Source organism: Salmonella sp. NW722 (assembly GCF_051702785.1).
Taxonomy (GTDB): Bacteria; Pseudomonadota; Gammaproteobacteria; order Enterobacterales; family Enterobacteriaceae; genus Salmonella; species Salmonella enterica.
Map to the genome: position 1 here is coordinate 120,338 of NZ_JAMMIN010000001.1, position 16,788 is coordinate 137,125.

Genomic DNA, 16,788 nt, shown 5'->3' on the forward strand with positions numbered 1-16,788 from the left:
CGCAAAAAAGAGGGACACGCATAATCGTGAGCGCATCCTGTAGTTATCCTTTTATTTTAGCAAAGCCCTTCAAGCCCCATTTTCGCTTTTGTGTCCCTGGCGGGAGGAGAATGGCGATTTCTTGCCGAAAAGACGTAAAAAATTGCCAATAAATGTTAATGAAGCGCATAAATGCGCGCTTTGCCTCTCGACGCGTCAGTTTCTGCTGCCTATTATTTAGGGCGGTGTCGTTTGGATGAATAAACAGAGGGGAGAGAAATGCGCGCAGCGTTTTGGGTGGGATGTGCCGCGTTATTATTGTCGGCTTGCAGTAGCGAGCCTGTTCAGCAGGCAACTGCGGCGCATGTTTCGCCAGGGATGAAAGCGGCGATGTCCAGCGCCGGCGAAGCGAATTGCGCTATGATTGGCGGTTCGCTTTCAGCGGCCCGGCAGCTTGATGGTTCAGTAATTGGTATGTGCGCGCTACCCAACGGCAAACGTTGTAGCGAACAGTCGCTTGCCGCCGGAAATTGCGGGAGTTATTAAGCGCGGCGTTTCGCCTGACGCGTATAACTTTTCACTTAATGGCTTAGTGCGCTAAATCCGCCAGTTTATACATTAGCGTTGTTTCTGCGGTCGCCAGCGTTAATTGGTTCGCGGTTAAATCGACCTGCGCGCCTTTGCTGAAGAGCTCGCTGAGGGTGCCGTCCAGCGCATTAAGCTGCGGATCGGCGCACATCATTCGGGTCATCGCTAAATTTTTCACTTTTAATTCGCCGTCCGATAGTTTTCCTTCGCCGGTGAATTGATTGCACATTTTGCCGGATACCGTCATGTCCTCGCCAAAGCTGAGCTCCGGGCCGGTGACCGTTTTACCGTTTACGCTTTCCAGAACAAAGCGGTGGTGCTCCAGTTGCTCGCGTTTGACGGACACTTTTCCACTGCTCACACACCCCGTCATTATGATGCTCAGGGCGACCAGCGTGACGATTTTCTTCATTGATATTCTCTGTAATCTGATTGTTAACACTGACTATAGTAATGATATGACCGGATAGATCTTCAGGGGTTATCCGAAAATGCTCCCCTGAGCGCAGGGGAGCGACAGGATTAGAACAGCGCGTTCGGGCAGGCTTCGCCCTTCTCAAGCTGGCTTAAGTTTTGTAACGTGGTTTCAGAGATGCTGATCAGCGCTTCTGCGGTCAGGAATGCCTGGTGCCCCGTAAACAGTACGTTATGGCAGGCCGACAGACGGCGGAAAACATCATCCTGGATAACATCGTTTGACTTGTCTTCAAAGAACAGGTCGCGTTCGTTTTCATACACATCCATCCCCAGCGAGCCGATTTTCTGATTCTTCAGAGCTTCGATAGCCGCCTGGGAATCAATCAGCGCGCCACGACTGGTATTAATGACCATAACGCCATTTTTCATTTGATCGAATGCCGCATGGTTCAGTAAATGGTAGTTTTCCGGCGTGAGCGGGCAGTGCAGGGAAATGACATCCGATTCGGCAAACAACGTTTGCAGATCCACATACTCTACGCCGAGGTCAAGCGCGGCGGTGCTGGGATAGGGATCAAACGCCAGTAAACGCATTCCGAAGCCTTTCAGGATACGCAGCGCGGCGACGCCGATTTTACCGGTACCAATGACGCCAGCGGTTTTTCCGTGCATGGTAAAGCCGGTCAGTCCCTCAAGGGAAAAGTTAGCGTCGCGGGTGCGTTGATAAGCGCGGTGGATACGGCGGTTCAATGTCATCATCATGCCAATCGCATGTTCAGCGACGGCTTCCGGAGAATAAGCCGGTACGCGCACCACCTGCAAACCGAGCTCTTTAGCGGCATCCAGGTCGACATTATTAAATCCGGCGCAACGCAGCGCGATGTATTTCACGCCGTGTTTTTTCAGCTCTTCCAGTACCGGTCGGCTCCCGTCGTCATTCACGAAGATACAAACTGCTTCACATCCATTGGCGGTTTTCGCCGTTTTCTCGGTTAGCAGAAAATCAAAAAACTCCAGTTCAAAACCGAACGCTTCGTTCACTTGCTGTAGATATTTCTTGTCATACTGTTTGGTACTATAGACGGCGAGTTTCATATGACCTTCTCCAGTGATGTTAGAATCACACAAATATGCTTAAAATTATCTTACAAAAAATCAAAAATAATTGATAGTCATACATATAATGAATAATTTTAGGTTATCATTCTCCACAACGCCTCAAATAGCCGGAGGGCGTCCCTGCAACATGAACTATTAGGCTATGTACGGGCAATCATGCCAAAATAAAGAGATAGCCGACTGAATTTTTCGTTAAATCAGGAAATTAATGGCCCATGAAGGGTAAATATAAAGCCGCCCTTGCGCTACTGTTACTGCTGATTCTTATCCCTCTGACGCTACTGATGACCCTCGGGCTGTGGGTTCCCACTCTGGCGGGAATTTGGCTACCCGTCGGTACCCGTATCGCTCTGGAACAAAGTCCACGCCTGACACGTCATGGGTTAGTGATTCCCGATCTTCGCTATCTGGTCAATGATTGTTCGTTAGCGCATATTACCCAGGCGGAACTGACGCATCCCAGCCGTTGGTTGCTGAATATTAAAAGCCTCAAACTGGATGCCGCATGCCTGGCGAAACTGCCCGCTACGGAAGCTTCTCCCGCCGCGCCGCGTACGCTGGCGCAGTGGCAGTCAATGCTGCCCAATACCTGGATTAACGTCGATAATGTCATTCTCGCGCCCTGGCCGGAATGGCAGGGCAAGCTGGCGATCTCCATGACGCCGGTCATTCAGCAGATACGTTATCAGGGCGAAAAAGTAAAATTTCAAGGGCAGCTACGCGGTCAGGCATTGACTGTGAGCCAACTGGAGATCGCCGCGCTGGCCAACCAGCCTCCCGTTAGCCTGGCGGGGGAGTTTATGTTGCCGCTGGTACCGGATGGCCTGCCGGTCAGCGGTCATGCGGCAGCGACCTTGCGTCTGCCGCAGGAACCGTTGCTGGTGGATGCGGAACTGGAGTGGCGTGATAACGCCGGACAGCTCATCGTGATGGCGCGAGGTAATCCTGACCCGATTCTCGATCTCCCCTGGGCGGTAACGCGTCAGCGGCTTACCATCAGCGATGGCCGCTGGAACTGGCCATATCAGGGATTCCCCTTGAGCGGACGTCTGGCTTTTAATATCGATAACTGGCAAGCCGGGCCAGATAATGCGCGAGTCAGCGGACGCCTGAATATTCTGACCCAGGGCGATGCCGGTAAAGCGAACGCGGTACTGACTATCGGCCCGGGAAAACTCAGCATGGATAGCAGTGAGATGCCTCTACAGCTTACCGGCGAGGCTAAACAGAAGGATTTAATCTTTTATGCCGTATTGCCCGCTATGTTCCGCGGCAGTCTGGCCGATCCGCAGCTCACCTTTGCACCTGGCGCATTGCTACGCTCGCGCGGACGGGTGATTGATGCGTTAGATATTGATGAAATTCGTTGGCCGCTGGCGGGCGTTAAGGTGACGCCGCGCGGCGTTGATGGTCGATTACAGGCTATTTTACGGGCGCACGAAAATGAGATGGGCGATTTCGTTCTTCATCTTGATGGCCTGGCGAATGATTTTCTCCCTGATGCTGGTCGCTGGCGGTGGCGCTATTGGGGGCAAGGAAGCTTTACGCCAATGCGCGCCCGCTGGGATATTGCCGGACAGGGCGAATGGCATGATAACACCATCAGGTTGACCAGTTTGTCCACCGGTTTTGATCAGTTGCACTATGGCGCAATGACCGTCACATCGCCAAGACTGGCGCTGAATAAACCTATTGTCTGGGTTCGCGACGCCACAACGCCGTCGCTACAGGGCGCGCTGTCTCTGGAGGCGGGAAAAACCGTATTTACCAGCGGGAGCGTGCTGCCGCCTTCTACCATTAATTTTAGCGTTGAAGGGCGCGAGCCAACCCTGTTCCAGTTTAAAGGCGACCTCCGGGCGGGGGCGATAGGGCCGGTACGGCTGAATGGGCGCTGGGATGGCGAACGCCTTCGCGGGCAGGCCTGGTGGCCGAAGCAGTCGCTTATCGTTTTTCAGCCGTTGCTTCCACCGGACTGGAAAATGACGCTGCGCGAAGGCTCACTGTATGCGCAGGTGGCTTTTTCCGCCGCACAGGGGCAGGGGTTTGAAGCAGGTGGACACGGCGTGTTAAAAGGCGGTAGCGCCTGGATGCCGGATAACAAAATCAACGGCGTCGATTTCATTCTGCCATTTCGCTTCCACAACGGCGCGTGGCAATTGGGGACGCGCGGGCCCGTCTCGCTGCGTATTGCCGGGATAGTTAACCAGGTCACGGCGAAAAATATCACCGCTGATTTACAGGGCGGTTATCCCTGGAGCGAGTCGAATCCATTACTGCTAAGCGATGTCAGCGTAGACGTGCTGGGCGGTCAAATCATTATGAAACAGTTGCGAATGCCGCAGCACGACCCGGCGCTTTTGCGGGTGCAAAATATTTCATCCAGCGAATTGATTAGCGCCATAAATCCAAAGCAATTCGCCATGTCTGGTCCGGTCAGCGGCGCGCTGCCGCTGTGGCTGAACAATGAAAAATGGATAATCAAAGATGGCTGGCTTACGAATCCCGGGCCAATGACGTTGCGCATCGATAAAGATACTGCGGATGCGGTGGTGAAGGATAATGTTACGGCAGGCTCGGCGATTAACTGGCTACGTTATATGGAGATTACGCATTCGTGGACGAAAATTAACGTTGATAACCTGGGCGTACTAACGATGCAGGCGGCTATTACCGGCAAAAGCCGGGTAGATGGTAAAACCGCGATCGTTAACTTGAACTATACCCATGAAGAAAATGTGTTTACGCTGTGGCGCAGTTTGCGTTTTGGCGACAATTTACAGGCATGGCTTGAACAAAATACAGCGTTGCCGCAACCTCCTTGCCGGAAAGACAAGGACTGTGAGGATAAATAATGAAAATGAGTATTGCCATGCTGTCAGCGCTTGCGTCATTTATCGTGGTGGGCTGCACGCCACGTATTGAAGTCGCCGCGCCGGAACAGCCGATTACCATCAACATGAATGTAAAGATCGAGCATGAAATACATATCAAAGTCGATAAAGACGTTGAAGAACTCCTGAAATCACGCAGCGATCTATTCTGAGGCCATAATGAAAAAGTATTTAATACTATGGGTGCTGACGCTGAGCTTGCTCACACCTTCTGTGTGGGCCTTAACCCTGGACGAAGCGCGCACGCAGGGCCGGGTCGGGGAAACGCTGAATGGCTATCTGGTGGCCTTAAAGAATGATGCCGAAACCCAGAAACTGGTGCTTGATATTAATCATGCCCGCCGCGCCAGTTATCAGCAGTTAGCGGATAGCAATCATCTTCCCGTGGACGAGGTGGCGAAGATGGCAGGGCAAAAACTAGTTGAGCGCGCCAGGCCGGGAGAATATGTCCAGGGAATTAATGGCAAATGGATGCGTAAATAACCGCTTTCCGACAATTTTTTTACCGCAAAATGCATTTTTATATGGGTAATTTCTGAATACGAAGGTCGTATTTATATTAGGCGAACCGGAAACGCCATTTCTATACTGTTGACTGGTATCACTATTCGCGAGAGTAACCAGGTATGACGTCTGAAAAGTTATCTGCTGCCTGCCATTGTGGCAGCGTCGTGTTTACCGTTCAACTTAGCGATGGCTTTCATACCGCCAGGCGCTGCAACTGTTCGTTTTGCCGGATGCGCGGAGCGGTGGCAGTGTCTGCGCCGCTATCGGGTATTAAAGTGCTAAAAGGGCAGGATAAGCTTACCGAATATCGCTTCAATACGGGCAAGGCGGTGCATTTTTTCTGTTCGGTATGCGGGATATATACTTTTCATCAACGTCGATCCAATCCCGATCAATATGGGGTCAATGTGGCGTGCATCGAAAATGTGTCGCCTTTTGATTTCGCCTGCGTTGAAGTCAATGATGGGGTAACGCATCCCAGCGATGGCGGCAGTAGCGGCGTGGTAGGATATTTGCGCTACGAACCGAAGAAGTCACCTCCCGTCGAAACGGGAGGCAAAAATATTTAAGCGGCCACTACGCTGTCAATCGCGGCTTTTGCGTCGGCCTGGGCTTTAGCCGCCACTTCCGGCCCGTAGGCGATGCCTTCGGCAAAGACAAAATTCACGTCGGTAATACCGATAAAACCAAGGAACACTTTCAGGTAAGGCGCAATCAAATCCGTCGGGGTGTCTTTATGGATACCGCCGCGACTGGAGAGAACCACCGCGCGTTTACCGGTTACCAGACCTTCCGGGCCTTTTTCGGTATAGCGGAAAGTGATACCGGCGCGGGCAATCAGATCAAAGTAGTTTTTCAGCTGCGTCGGGATATTGAAATTGTACATCGGCGCCGCAATAACGATGACGTCGTGGGCTTTCAGTTCAGCAATGAGTTCATCAGACAGCGCCAGAGCGTCCTGCTGACGTGGCGTTAAAGGCGCATCGCCCGGACGCATCGCGCCCACCAGCTCGCCATCCAGCACCGGAACAGGGTTGGCCGCCAGATCGCGGACAGTAATTTCATCTGCGACGTGTTTTTCGCGCCATTGTTCAATAAAATAGTCAGTCAACTGACCAGACTGAGAGTACCCTGCCAGAATACTGGATTTAAGAACTAATACCTTGCTCATGGGTGTTTCCTTTTATGTGTTTGAAGGGGCGTGCCCCGTTGCTTGTTGACACTTTATTCACAAATATGTCGCAGGGATAGCGCAATATATCGAACCCTTTGTTCGAAATTATTGAACAACACAAAAAAAGCCCCAATGTGGTACTCTATACCTATCATTTAAAACGATTTTAAACAGGCAGAATGCTGCCCAAGAGCTTTATGACTGAACAATCTATGTTGACGCTTCAGGTGTTACAGCAGCGGCTGGATGCACTGATGCTGCGCGACAAACAGCGCTTTGCGCGCCGCCTGCATGGCGTAAAGAAAGTAAAAAATCCTGATGCGCAACAGGCCATTTTCCAGACGATGGCGAAAGAAATTGAACAGGCTGCGGCGCAGGTCGCCCTCCGCGAAGCGGCGCGCCCCTCAATCACTTATCCGCAAAATCTGCCTGTTAGCCAGAAGAAACAGGACATTCTGGAAGCGATCCGCGATCATCAGGTGGTGATCGTGGCAGGGGAAACCGGTTCCGGTAAAACCACCCAGTTGCCGAAAATTTGTATGGAACTGGGACGCGGAATTAAAGGACTTATTGGGCATACTCAACCGCGTCGCCTGGCGGCGCGCACCGTCGCTAACCGTATTGCCGAAGAGTTGCAAACGGAGCCTGGCGGCTGCATCGGCTATAAAGTTCGTTTCAGCGATCATGTCAGTAGCAACACCATGGTCAAACTGATGACGGACGGTATCCTGCTGGCGGAAATCCAGCAGGACAGGCTATTGATGCAGTATGACACCATCATTATTGATGAAGCGCATGAACGCAGCCTGAATATTGACTTCTTGCTCGGCTATCTGAAAGAGCTTCTGCCGCGTCGCCCCGATCTGAAAGTGATTATTACCTCTGCGACCATCGACCCGGAACGCTTCTCGCGCCACTTTAATAACGCGCCGATTATTGAAGTCTCTGGCCGAACGTATCCCGTAGAAGTTCGTTATCGCCCCATTGTGGAAGAGGCTGACGACACTGAACGCGATCAGCTACAGGCAATTTTCGACGCTGTCGATGAACTGGGGCGTGAAAGTCCCGGCGATATCCTGATTTTTATGAGCGGAGAGCGGGAAATCCGCGATACCGCCGACGCCCTGAACAAGCTGAACTTACGGCATACCGAAGTGTTGCCGCTGTATGCACGCTTGTCGAACAGCGAACAGAACCGCGTTTTCCAGTCGCACAGCGGACGCCGTATCGTGCTGGCGACTAACGTGGCGGAAACGTCGCTGACGGTGCCGGGTATCAAGTATGTGATCGATCCTGGCACTGCGCGCATCAGCCGCTACAGCTACCGCACTAAAGTGCAGCGCCTGCCGATTGAACCGATCTCACAGGCTTCCGCCAACCAGCGTAAAGGGCGTTGCGGACGCGTATCGGAAGGGATTTGCATTCGTCTGTATTCGGAAGATGACTTTTTGTCACGTCCGGAATTTACCGACCCGGAAATTCTACGTACCAACCTGGCGTCGGTTATTTTGCAGATGACCGCCCTGGGGCTGGGTGACATTGCCGCCTTCCCGTTTGTCGAAGCGCCGGATAAGCGCAATATTCAGGATGGCGTGCGTTTGTTGGAAGAGCTGGGGGCGATTACCGCCGACGAACAGCAAACGGCATATAAGCTGACGCCGCTGGGCCGACAATTATCCCAGTTGCCGGTCGACCCGCGCCTGGCGCGTATGGTTCTGGAAGCGCAAAAGCATGGCTGTGTGCGCGAAGCGATGATCATTACTTCCGCACTCTCTATTCAGGATCCGCGCGAGCGCCCAGTGGATAAGCAGCAGGCTTCCGATGAGAAACACCGGCGCTTCCATGATAAGGAGTCCGATTTTCTGGCGTTTGTTAACCTGTGGAATTACCTCGGCGAGCAACAAAAGGCCCTGTCGTCGAATCAATTCCGCCGTCTGTGTCGCACCGACTATCTGAACTATTTACGCGTGCGTGAGTGGCAGGATATCTATACCCAACTGCGTCAGGTGGTAAAAGAACTGGGGATTCCGGTAAACAGCGAACCCGCAGAATACCGGGAAATTCACGTTGCGTTGTTAACGGGGTTGTTGTCGCATATCGGGATGAAAGATGCCGATAAACAAGAGTACACCGGCGCGCGTAACGCCCGATTCTCTATTTTCCCCGGTTCCGGTTTATTCAAAAAACCGCCGAAATGGACAATGGTCGCAGAACTGGTGGAGACCAGCCGCCTGTGGGGGCGCATCGCTGCCCGCATTGAGCCAGAATGGGTGGAACCGGTAGCCCAGCACCTGATTAAACGTTCATATAGCGAACCGCACTGGGAGCGGGCGCAAGGCGCGGTGATGGCGACGGAAAAGGTTACTGTCTACGGTCTGCCGATTGTCGCCGCGCGCAAGGTGAATTACAGCCAGATTGACCCGGCGTTGTGTCGCGAGTTGTTCATCCGCCATGCGCTGGTGGAGGGGGACTGGCAAACCCGTCATGCCTTCTTCCGTGAGAATCTAAAATTGCGTGCGGAAGTCGAGGAACTTGAGCACAAATCTCGCCGCCGCGATATCCTGGTGGATGACGATACCCTGTTTGAGTTTTATGACCAGCGTATTAGCCATGACGTTATTTCCGCCCGCCACTTTGATAGTTGGTGGAAAAAAATCAGCCGCGAGACGCCGGATCTGCTCAACTTTGAAAAAAGTATGCTGATTAAAGAAGGCGCGGAAAAAATCAGCAAACTGGATTACCCGAACTTCTGGCACCAGGGCAATCTCAAGCTGCGTTTGAGCTATCAGTTTGAACCGGGCGCGGATGCTGACGGCGTGACCGTCCATATTCCGTTGCCGCTACTTAACCAGGTTGACGAGAGCGGTTTTGAATGGCAGATCCCGGGGCTGCGCCGTGAATTAGTGATTGCGCTGATTAAATCGTTGCCAAAACCGGTACGTCGCAACTTTGTTCCGGCGCCAAACTATGCTGAAGCTTTTTTAGGTCGCGTAACGCCGCTGGAGCTGCCGCTGCTGGACGCTCTGGAGCGTGAACTGCGCCGGATGACCGGCGTCACGGTCGACCGGGAAGACTGGCATTGGGATCAGGTGCCCGAGCATCTGAAAATCACGTTTCGCGTGGTGAATGACAAAAACAAGAAACTGCAGGAAGGGCGTTCGCTCGCCGAGCTTAAAAATGCGCTGAAAGGCAAAGTGCAGGAGACGCTCTCGGCGGTGGCGGATGACGGCATCGAGCAGAGCGGGCTGCATATCTGGAGTTTCGGCGAGCTGCCGGAAAGCTACGAACAGAAACGCGGTAATTATAAAGTGAAGGCGTGGCCGGCGTTAGTGGATGAGCGTGACAGCGTCGCTATCAAATTGTTTGATAATCCGCTGGAACAACAACAGGCGATGTGGTGCGGTTTACGCCGTCTGCTGTTGCTCAATATTCCTTCACCGATTAAGTATCTGCATGAGAAATTGCCGAATAAAGCCAAGCTGGGACTGTACTTTAACCCGTACGGCAAAGTACTGGAGTTGATTGATGACTGTATCGCCTGCGGGGTAGATAAGCTGATAGATGCCAACGGCGGACCGGTGTGGAGCGAAGCAGGTTTCACCGCGCTGCACGAAAAGGTACGCGCCGAGCTGAATGATACTGTGGTGGATATCGCGAAGCAGGTCGAGCGGATCCTGACGACCGTATTCAATATCAATAAGCGTCTGAAAGGGCGGGTGGATATGAGCATGGCGTTGGGGCTTTCCGATATCAAGGCGCAGATGAGCGGTCTGGTATACCGTGGTTTTGTGACTGGCAACGGCTTTAAACGTCTCGGCGATACGCTGCGTTATCTGCAGGCAATTGAAAAGCGGCTGGAGAAACTGGCTGTCGATCCGCACCGCGATCGGGCGCAAATGCTGAAAGTCGAAAGCGTCCAGCAGGCGTGGCAACAATGGATAAATAAATTGCCTCCAGCGCGTCGCGAAGATGATGATGTTAAAGAGATCCGTTGGATGATTGAAGAACTGCGTGTCAGTTATTTCGCGCAACAGCTCGGTACGCCTTATCCTATTTCCGATAAGCGTATTTTACAGGCCATGGATCAGATTACGGCCTAAAAAGCCAGGCGACGATGTCTTTCAAAGAGATCCGGTACAAGTTCGGAACAAAAAGGAGGAATTATGAATACAACGCCATTTCCGGCGCTCTCTGCGGAAACATTGCTGGCGGTGAATACCGTCGGACAGTGGCTGGCGCAAAATGATTTTTCCGGCGAACAACCTTATTCGTCGGATTGCGTCGTCCTGGCGGGCAATGCGGTGATCCCCACTATCGACGCGGCCTGTCGCATCGCCAAAGCGCAAGGCGTTCCTTTACTGATTAGCGGCGGTATAGGTCATTCGACGCCGTTTTTGTACGCCGTGATTGCCCGGCATCCGCGCTACCACACTATTCGTACAACCGGACGCGCTGAAGCCGCGATCCTCGCGGATATCGCGAACCAGTTCTGGCATATTCCGGCTGAGAAAATTTGGCTGGAAGATCGGTCAACTAATTGCGGCGAAAATGCCCGTTTCTCTTGCGCACTGATCCGTCAGGCGAAAGAAAACATTAACACGGCTATCGTTGTGCAAGACCCCACCATGCAGCGGCGCACTATCGCGGCATTCCGGCGCGTGACAGACGACGACACCGATGCGCCGCGCTGGCTGAGTTTTCCTGGTTTTGTTCCGGTACTGCGCCACCTTAACGGCGGTACACATTTTGCCAACGTTGAAGAGGGCATCTGGACGGTGGAGCGTTATCTGTCTCTGATTGCCGGCGAGCTGCCACGTTTGCGTGACGATGAAACAGGGTATGGACCGCGTGGTAAAGATTTTATCATTCACGTTGATATCCCACGCGATATTGAAAAGGCATGGCAGGTATTGCAGGCAGATACTACGCTGCGCAGTGCGTTAGAACAGAGAGCTTTACGCTAAAAATCGCCCGTTTGCGAGGGTGAACGGGCAAGTGCGACCACCATCTCATAAATTTGATGAATTATTTATAAAAGCTGGTTATGTTGTCGCTTTACGGTTTTCATTCAGGACGCGCTATGGGCAATAAGTATTCCGGCCTGCAAATTGGTATTCACTGGTTAGTCTTTTTTCTGGTTATTGTGGCTTACGCCGCGATGGAGCTACGCGGTTTTGCGCCGCGTAGTTATCGGCCCTGGTTTAATATGACGCATGTTTCATGTGGTATCACTATTTTGCTTTTAATGGTGGCGCGCTTGATTATTCGGCTGAAATATCCCACGCCGCCCATTGTTCCTCGTCCAAAACCGATGATGACCGGAATGGCGCATTTAGGACATCTGGTGATTTACCTGTTATTTATCGTGCTGCCTGTTATTGGTCTGGTCATGATGTATAACCGCGGCAATCCCTGGGTCGCATTTGGCATTACTATGCCGCATGCCGCCGAAGCTAACTTTGAACGCGTAGATATGCTGAAATCCTGGCACGTCACGCTGGCGAATCTGGGCTATTTTGTTATTGGACTTCATGCCATCGCTGCTTTGATGCATCACTATTTCTGGAAAGACAATACGCTGTTACGGATGATGCCGCGTAAGCGTGACTGACCGTCCTGCATGACGTTTGTCACTGGTGGGGTTAACTGCTTTAGGCAAACAAGGCATCTATCGGAGGGGATGGCGTATTCCATACAGAAAACGCCTGCGTCTAACCAGGACCCGTGACGCAGGCGAAGGAGGACGGGTCTACATCGGAAGCGGGTATTATACTTATTTGTATGACAAATAAAATAAGCAATTGCTATCCCGTAATCCAATGTTTAATCAACGGGTTAAACCCACATGATCGCGCTGCCGACCGCTCGGAAGTGCCTGTACTTACAATGAACGTGGCATAGTGGCGGAAAATAGCGCAACGGCGCCATGTTGCTCCAAAGTCACCTTAGCGAAATGTTCGTCCAACACGCTGCGTAACGTATCGGCTGAATCATTGGTATTACTGAATATTCCTTTCTTGTTATAAACAGCCATTAATTTCTTACCAAAAGCATTGTGAGGAACCTCTTTGCCCAGAATCGTGGCGCCAAAAAGTGTGCCGCCGGGTTTAAGCGCCATACCGGCATTTTTAATTGCCTTCGCTTTTGTTGTCATCTCACCAGGTAAGCAGTGCAGAAGATAGTACATCGAAACGGAATCGAAGCGCCCGTGCCAGTCCGCCGGGAACGTGTCGAAAACATCGTGTTGTAGTGTGGCGCGGATTTTCGTATTACCCACTCGGCTGGCGGCTATTTTCAGGCTATCCGGATTTAAATCCATCAGCGAAATGGCATGAGTCGCAGGTGCATGTTTCAGGTAATAACCTGTACCTACGCCAATATCCAGGTGAGTCTCGCCCATGTGATGCAGGAAGAAAGGAAGTAGTCGTGTATCAGTAGGACACTTCCAGGCATATTTGTTTGAGATATTGAGTACCCACCAGTCATATAAGCTAAGCGTGAATGGGTTATAGACTTTTGCGCCTGATTGTTGTGTATGCTTCATTGTTCTCTCACTAAATAATTTCGCGCTGGAATTAAAACAACGAAGCAATCGTTAGGCAAGCATTAATCAGGTGAGTGAGTAATTTAATGCGATGAATAAAGGCGATATTATGAATTAAACGGCTATCTTAAAGAATATAGAGGATAATAATAGCTGATAAATGAATTGGACAGTCATATTATCATAAGCTGATAATTAATAATCGTTAATATAAATATATTAAGCCTTATGATAATAGCAATGCAATTAAATGCATGAGGAACAATATTTATTCATACACATAAAGCGATTATTGCACATTAATTGATATTTTAAATGTTACGCTGAGATAGCCATCTTTATTTAATATCACCTACCTGGAGGCGATATGATTGAGGTTTTTGAAGCGTTTGGCTGGACCTTACTTTTAGGCGGTCTGGCAGTGGCAGTACTGTTTATCACTGCACTGGATAAAAAACGGTAATCATTGCATTTGACGCGCCTGTTGAGTTGGTATTACAAATAATTGTACCTGAAATCTACCACTTCTGAAGTTTGCGATATTTTGCCATTCTGACGGCAAGGGGTAATCCTGACTGAAGTTACCGCCGCTTATCAACCAGACACGATGGTAACTTTTTGAAAGCGTTGTCAGATTATCAATATATGTCTGATCGGCTTGCGCATAAAACAGTGAACCAAAGCCATAGGCATTCGGTCTGCCTGATGTTCCGTGTGCGTTAGGCGGTGTATAAAGAAACGTACGATAATCTCGCTTATTATAATAAACATAACTTAAATAATCGAACATTTTACTGACTACCACGGCATCATTAGGCTGGTGACGGGTATTAATATAGTTTACCAGTGGTTTAAACTCATCTATGTGCTCAGGGTTATTATGATATGAACCATAGCCGAATAATAAAGTGAATAAGATAAACCCGAAGCCACAAACCGCTTTTTTTGCGCGGGTAAGTAATACCGCGAGCAGGGGAGGAATGCTCAGCGATGAGAAGAAGAAATAACGATCGATAAATAACGGCATCCACCAGGAAATGATGAAGACCAGCATTACAGGGATGACCAGATTACAAAATAATATCAGCTGATATCTTTCATATTCTCCGTTGCATAAAGATATTCGCCCCACAGTACCGATAAAACCTCCCACAGCCAGCCACAGAATGAACGACGGAAAACCCTGTCCGTTGTTTCCGGTAAAGAAATGCCAGAACATCGCAGGCAGGTCACGCCATGTTACGGGGGGAATCCAACCGATATCATTACCGGCTCTCAACTGCGCCAGATGAGTCAGTAAATTAAACAATACGGGCAACCAGGGGAGATAAGCGACAGCAATCGCCAGGTTAGCAAACCACCAGCCAGGAAGTTTAAGGTAGCAGGCCGTTTTATGGCTTTGGCAGGATAATATTGTTACTGCGATCCAGTGGGCAATAAGTGCAAATAGGGTGAAATAATGGGTGTAAAAGCTGAACGTCATAAGTAAAGCATACGCGACAAGGTAGCGATTATGGGTGGGTGTTTTTATCCACATCATCAATGCTAACGCGGCAGCGAGCGTTAGCATTCCCATTAACGCGTACATGCGCGTTTCTTGACTGTAATGGACTGCCATCGGCATCAGGGCGGCGAACCATCCCGCCAATAAGGCTGTACGTTCATTTGCCAGCCATCGCGTAAGCGCGATAACCAGCACAACTGTCAGGATCCCAAAGAGTAGACTGAGAGAGCGTACCGCTGCAATGCTATCACCCCATAATATCATCCAGTCATGCAGTAACAGATAATAAAGCGGGGGATGCACGTCAAAAGCGGCATGGAAGAGCAGATTATCTACGCTATGTCGACTAATCAGCACGCTGGACGCTTCGTCACACCAAAGGTAGCGGTCAGTTAAAAACAGCAACCGTATAAGGACGGAGAATATAACAATGAGACAAACATGATATTTATACTTTATTTTTCTTAACCCATCGCCGGGCTGCCATATTGATAGTTGTGGTAGCGCCATAATATCCTCAATGGAGTAAGACTTAGACCAGAATGGACACCTAACGCAATAATGAAGGTTAAAATCTTAACCAACACTAAATAAAAATAACTTTGATAATGTCAGCGATGAATTAATCAGAATAGTGCAGTGCAACTCAGTCATCCTGACCGTAATGGCGAAGCAGTCTATGCTCTAAAAACCGGGTCAAACCGACGATAAAGGTAACGCCAATAAGATACACTATGGCGGCAAAAAGGTAAGCATGGAAGAATTTAAAGCTAGTTGCAGCAACCTCCTGAATTCGCGCGAAAAACTCAGTATATTGGATAAGAAAAACGATGGTGCTGTCTTTAAGGTTATTAATCACCTGATTCGTTAAGGCTGGAATGGAAGACAGCAATACCTGAGGCAGTATAATCCACAAAAAGACCTGCCGTTTGTTCAACCCCTGAACGACTGCTGCCTCCGTTTCATACTTATTCAATGCGTTATAGGCCGTTGTCATGTACGCGGCATTATATGCGCCGACATTTAAGGTAAAACCTGTAACCGCCACGGTAAAAGAGGACAGGTGAATGCCAGATTGAGGTAAACCATAATAGATAACAAACAGAATAAGAATGAGTGGCGTACCGATAAAGAAATCCATGTACAGTCGAGTTATGGCTTTTACCACGGGTCGACGGCTAAGACTCAGAAAGAAAATAATAATTCCCCACAAAAAACCGGTGATGGAAACAATCAGCGCAAGTTTACAGGTTTCTTTAATACCGTCCACAACAAGTGGCAGTTGTTCAGTCAGGTCATTAAAGAAAAGAGACCAGCCAGCGATCATCGTTGTGCCTCGCTAAAAAAACAGTGGATATCTGGATCCGTTTCTCGTAAGGCAAGATCGGTAAAAGCGCCTTCTGCACGAATCTTGCCATGATTAAGAAACGTTACGTTATCGCTTAGTAATCTGGCGAGGCGAATATCATGAGTGACGCATAATATAGTGACGCCATTGTCGTGAAGTTGTTTGATCAACATTCCGACTTCACGAGTCATGAGCGGATCAAGCGCAGACGTCGGCTCATCAAAAATAATGAGTTCTGGGTCGGTGACCATTGTTCGGGCCAGGGCGACGCGCTGCTGCTGGCCGCCCGATAATTGCGAAGGGTATTTCGCGCTATGCGAGGCCATATCAAGTTTTTGTAGCTCATGTAAGGCTTTCTCCCGGGCTAGTTGTCCCGGCATGCCAAACACTTTACATAGGGCAAGGGTAATGTTATCCATGACGTTAAGATGGCGATACAAAGCGTAATTCTGGAAGACACAACCGACTTTTTTTCTGAACTCAAGAATAGTAAATTCCTTGTCATAAATATTTCTCCCGTGAAAATAAATATCACCATAATCAGGCTCTTCTAATCGAAGCAGACAGCGTAAAAGCGTCGTTTTTCCACAACCCGATGGCCCCATTACTACTTTCATGTCTCCCGATTGAATTTTTAGACTAACCGTATCAAGAACCTTTTTTCCTGAATATTCCTTACTTATCTCTTTTAGTTTCAGTAAAGCCATGAGTATCACC

The 16,788-nt window shown here is 50.0% G+C and carries 16 protein-coding genes; 8 read left to right on the forward strand and 8 right to left on the reverse strand.

Annotated elements, in window-relative coordinates; genetic code table 11:
* Positions 1 to 43: 43 nt before the first annotated feature.
* A complete protein-coding gene (locus NA330_RS00595; RefSeq protein ID WP_031606601.1) occupies positions 44 to 355 on the reverse strand; it encodes a hypothetical protein in 312 nt (103 codons plus the stop codon).
* Here NA330_RS00595 and NA330_RS00600 point away from each other — a divergent pair.
* The gene (locus NA330_RS00600) at positions 259 to 525 is read left to right on the forward strand and encodes a putative hemolysin (RefSeq protein ID WP_001200679.1); all 267 of its coding nucleotides are present in this window, start codon (positions 259 to 261) and stop codon (positions 523 to 525) included. The two genes, NA330_RS00595 and NA330_RS00600, sit on opposite strands and share 97 nt — an antisense overlap.
* A 43-nt stretch (positions 526 to 568) precedes the next feature.
* On the opposite strand, the gene hslJ is transcribed toward NA330_RS00600, so the two are convergent.
* Complete coding sequence (hslJ, locus tag NA330_RS00605; RefSeq protein ID WP_000725242.1) at positions 569 to 979, reverse strand: heat shock protein HslJ; 411 nt, start codon at positions 977 to 979, stop codon at positions 569 to 571.
* A gap of 110 nt (positions 980 to 1,089) precedes the next feature.
* Positions 1,090 to 2,079 carry a D-lactate dehydrogenase gene (gene ldhA, locus NA330_RS00610; protein WP_000762206.1) on the reverse strand — a complete coding sequence of 330 codons (990 nt, stop codon included), beginning with the start codon at positions 2,077 to 2,079 and terminating at the stop codon, positions 1,090 to 1,092.
* A 239-nt stretch (positions 2,080 to 2,318) separates the two neighbouring features.
* Between ldhA and NA330_RS00615 the strand changes: the two genes are divergently transcribed.
* The 4 genes from NA330_RS00615 to NA330_RS00630 all read left to right on the forward strand — a co-directional run bounded on the left by NA330_RS00615 (position 2,319) and on the right by NA330_RS00630 (position 6,070).
* On the forward strand, positions 2,319 to 4,955 hold the full coding sequence (locus tag NA330_RS00615; protein ID WP_023194745.1) for a YdbH family protein: 2,637 nt from the start codon (positions 2,319 to 2,321) through the stop codon (positions 4,953 to 4,955).
* Positions 4,955 to 5,146: a YnbE family lipoprotein gene (locus NA330_RS00620; protein WP_000784063.1), complete on the forward strand. Its 192-nt coding sequence runs from the start codon at positions 4,955 to 4,957 to the stop codon at positions 5,144 to 5,146. The genes NA330_RS00615 and NA330_RS00620 overlap by 1 nt, the downstream gene beginning before the upstream one ends.
* A 7-nt stretch (positions 5,147 to 5,153) precedes the next feature.
* Entirely contained in the window at positions 5,154 to 5,477 is a 324-nt protein-coding gene (locus NA330_RS00625; protein ID WP_000760345.1) for a YdbL family protein, read from the forward strand.
* 143 nt (positions 5,478 to 5,620) lie between these two features.
* A complete protein-coding gene (locus NA330_RS00630) occupies positions 5,621 to 6,070 on the forward strand; it encodes a GFA family protein (RefSeq protein ID WP_001518898.1) in 450 nt (149 codons plus the stop codon).
* Here the strand turns inward: NA330_RS00630 and azoR are convergent.
* Positions 6,067 to 6,672, reverse strand: coding sequence for an FMN-dependent NADH-azoreductase (gene azoR, locus NA330_RS00635; protein ID WP_000048924.1), 606 nt, complete (start codon positions 6,670 to 6,672; stop codon positions 6,067 to 6,069). The genes NA330_RS00630 and azoR overlap by 4 nt on opposite strands.
* Before the next feature lie 200 nt (positions 6,673 to 6,872).
* Here azoR and hrpA point away from each other — a divergent pair, with 200 nt between their 5' ends.
* The 3 genes from hrpA to cybB all read left to right on the forward strand — a co-directional run bounded on the left by hrpA (position 6,873) and on the right by cybB (position 12,286).
* Entirely contained in the window at positions 6,873 to 10,775 is a 3,903-nt protein-coding gene (gene hrpA, locus NA330_RS00640; protein WP_023137906.1) for an ATP-dependent RNA helicase HrpA, read from the forward strand.
* 63 nt (positions 10,776 to 10,838) lie between these two features.
* Complete coding sequence (locus NA330_RS00645) at positions 10,839 to 11,639, forward strand: YdcF family protein (RefSeq protein ID WP_023242334.1); 801 nt, start codon at positions 10,839 to 10,841, stop codon at positions 11,637 to 11,639.
* A 116-nt stretch (positions 11,640 to 11,755) separates the two neighbouring features.
* Positions 11,756 to 12,286 (forward strand): cytochrome b561, encoded by a 531-nt coding sequence (gene cybB, locus NA330_RS00650; RefSeq protein ID WP_000527279.1) that lies wholly within the window; start codon positions 11,756 to 11,758, stop codon positions 12,284 to 12,286.
* 270 nt (positions 12,287 to 12,556) lie between these two features.
* On the opposite strand, the gene NA330_RS00655 is transcribed toward cybB, so the two are convergent.
* From NA330_RS00655 to NA330_RS00670, 4 genes are all read right to left on the reverse strand, one after another.
* Entirely contained in the window at positions 12,557 to 13,219 is a 663-nt protein-coding gene (locus NA330_RS00655; RefSeq protein WP_000683309.1) for a class I SAM-dependent methyltransferase, read from the reverse strand.
* 463 nt (positions 13,220 to 13,682) lie between these two features.
* Positions 13,683 to 15,233, reverse strand: coding sequence for a glycosyltransferase family 39 protein (locus tag NA330_RS00660; RefSeq protein WP_023242333.1), 1,551 nt, complete (start codon positions 15,231 to 15,233; stop codon positions 13,683 to 13,685).
* A 136-nt stretch (positions 15,234 to 15,369) separates the two neighbouring features.
* Positions 15,370 to 16,050, reverse strand: coding sequence for an amino acid ABC transporter permease (locus tag NA330_RS00665; RefSeq protein ID WP_000560174.1), 681 nt, complete (start codon positions 16,048 to 16,050; stop codon positions 15,370 to 15,372).
* Positions 16,047 to 16,778 carry an amino acid ABC transporter ATP-binding protein gene (locus NA330_RS00670; protein ID WP_023194418.1) on the reverse strand — a complete coding sequence of 244 codons (732 nt, stop codon included), beginning with the start codon at positions 16,776 to 16,778 and terminating at the stop codon, positions 16,047 to 16,049. The genes NA330_RS00665 and NA330_RS00670 overlap by 4 nt, the downstream gene beginning before the upstream one ends.
* Between the last annotated feature and the right edge of the window lie 10 nt (positions 16,779 to 16,788).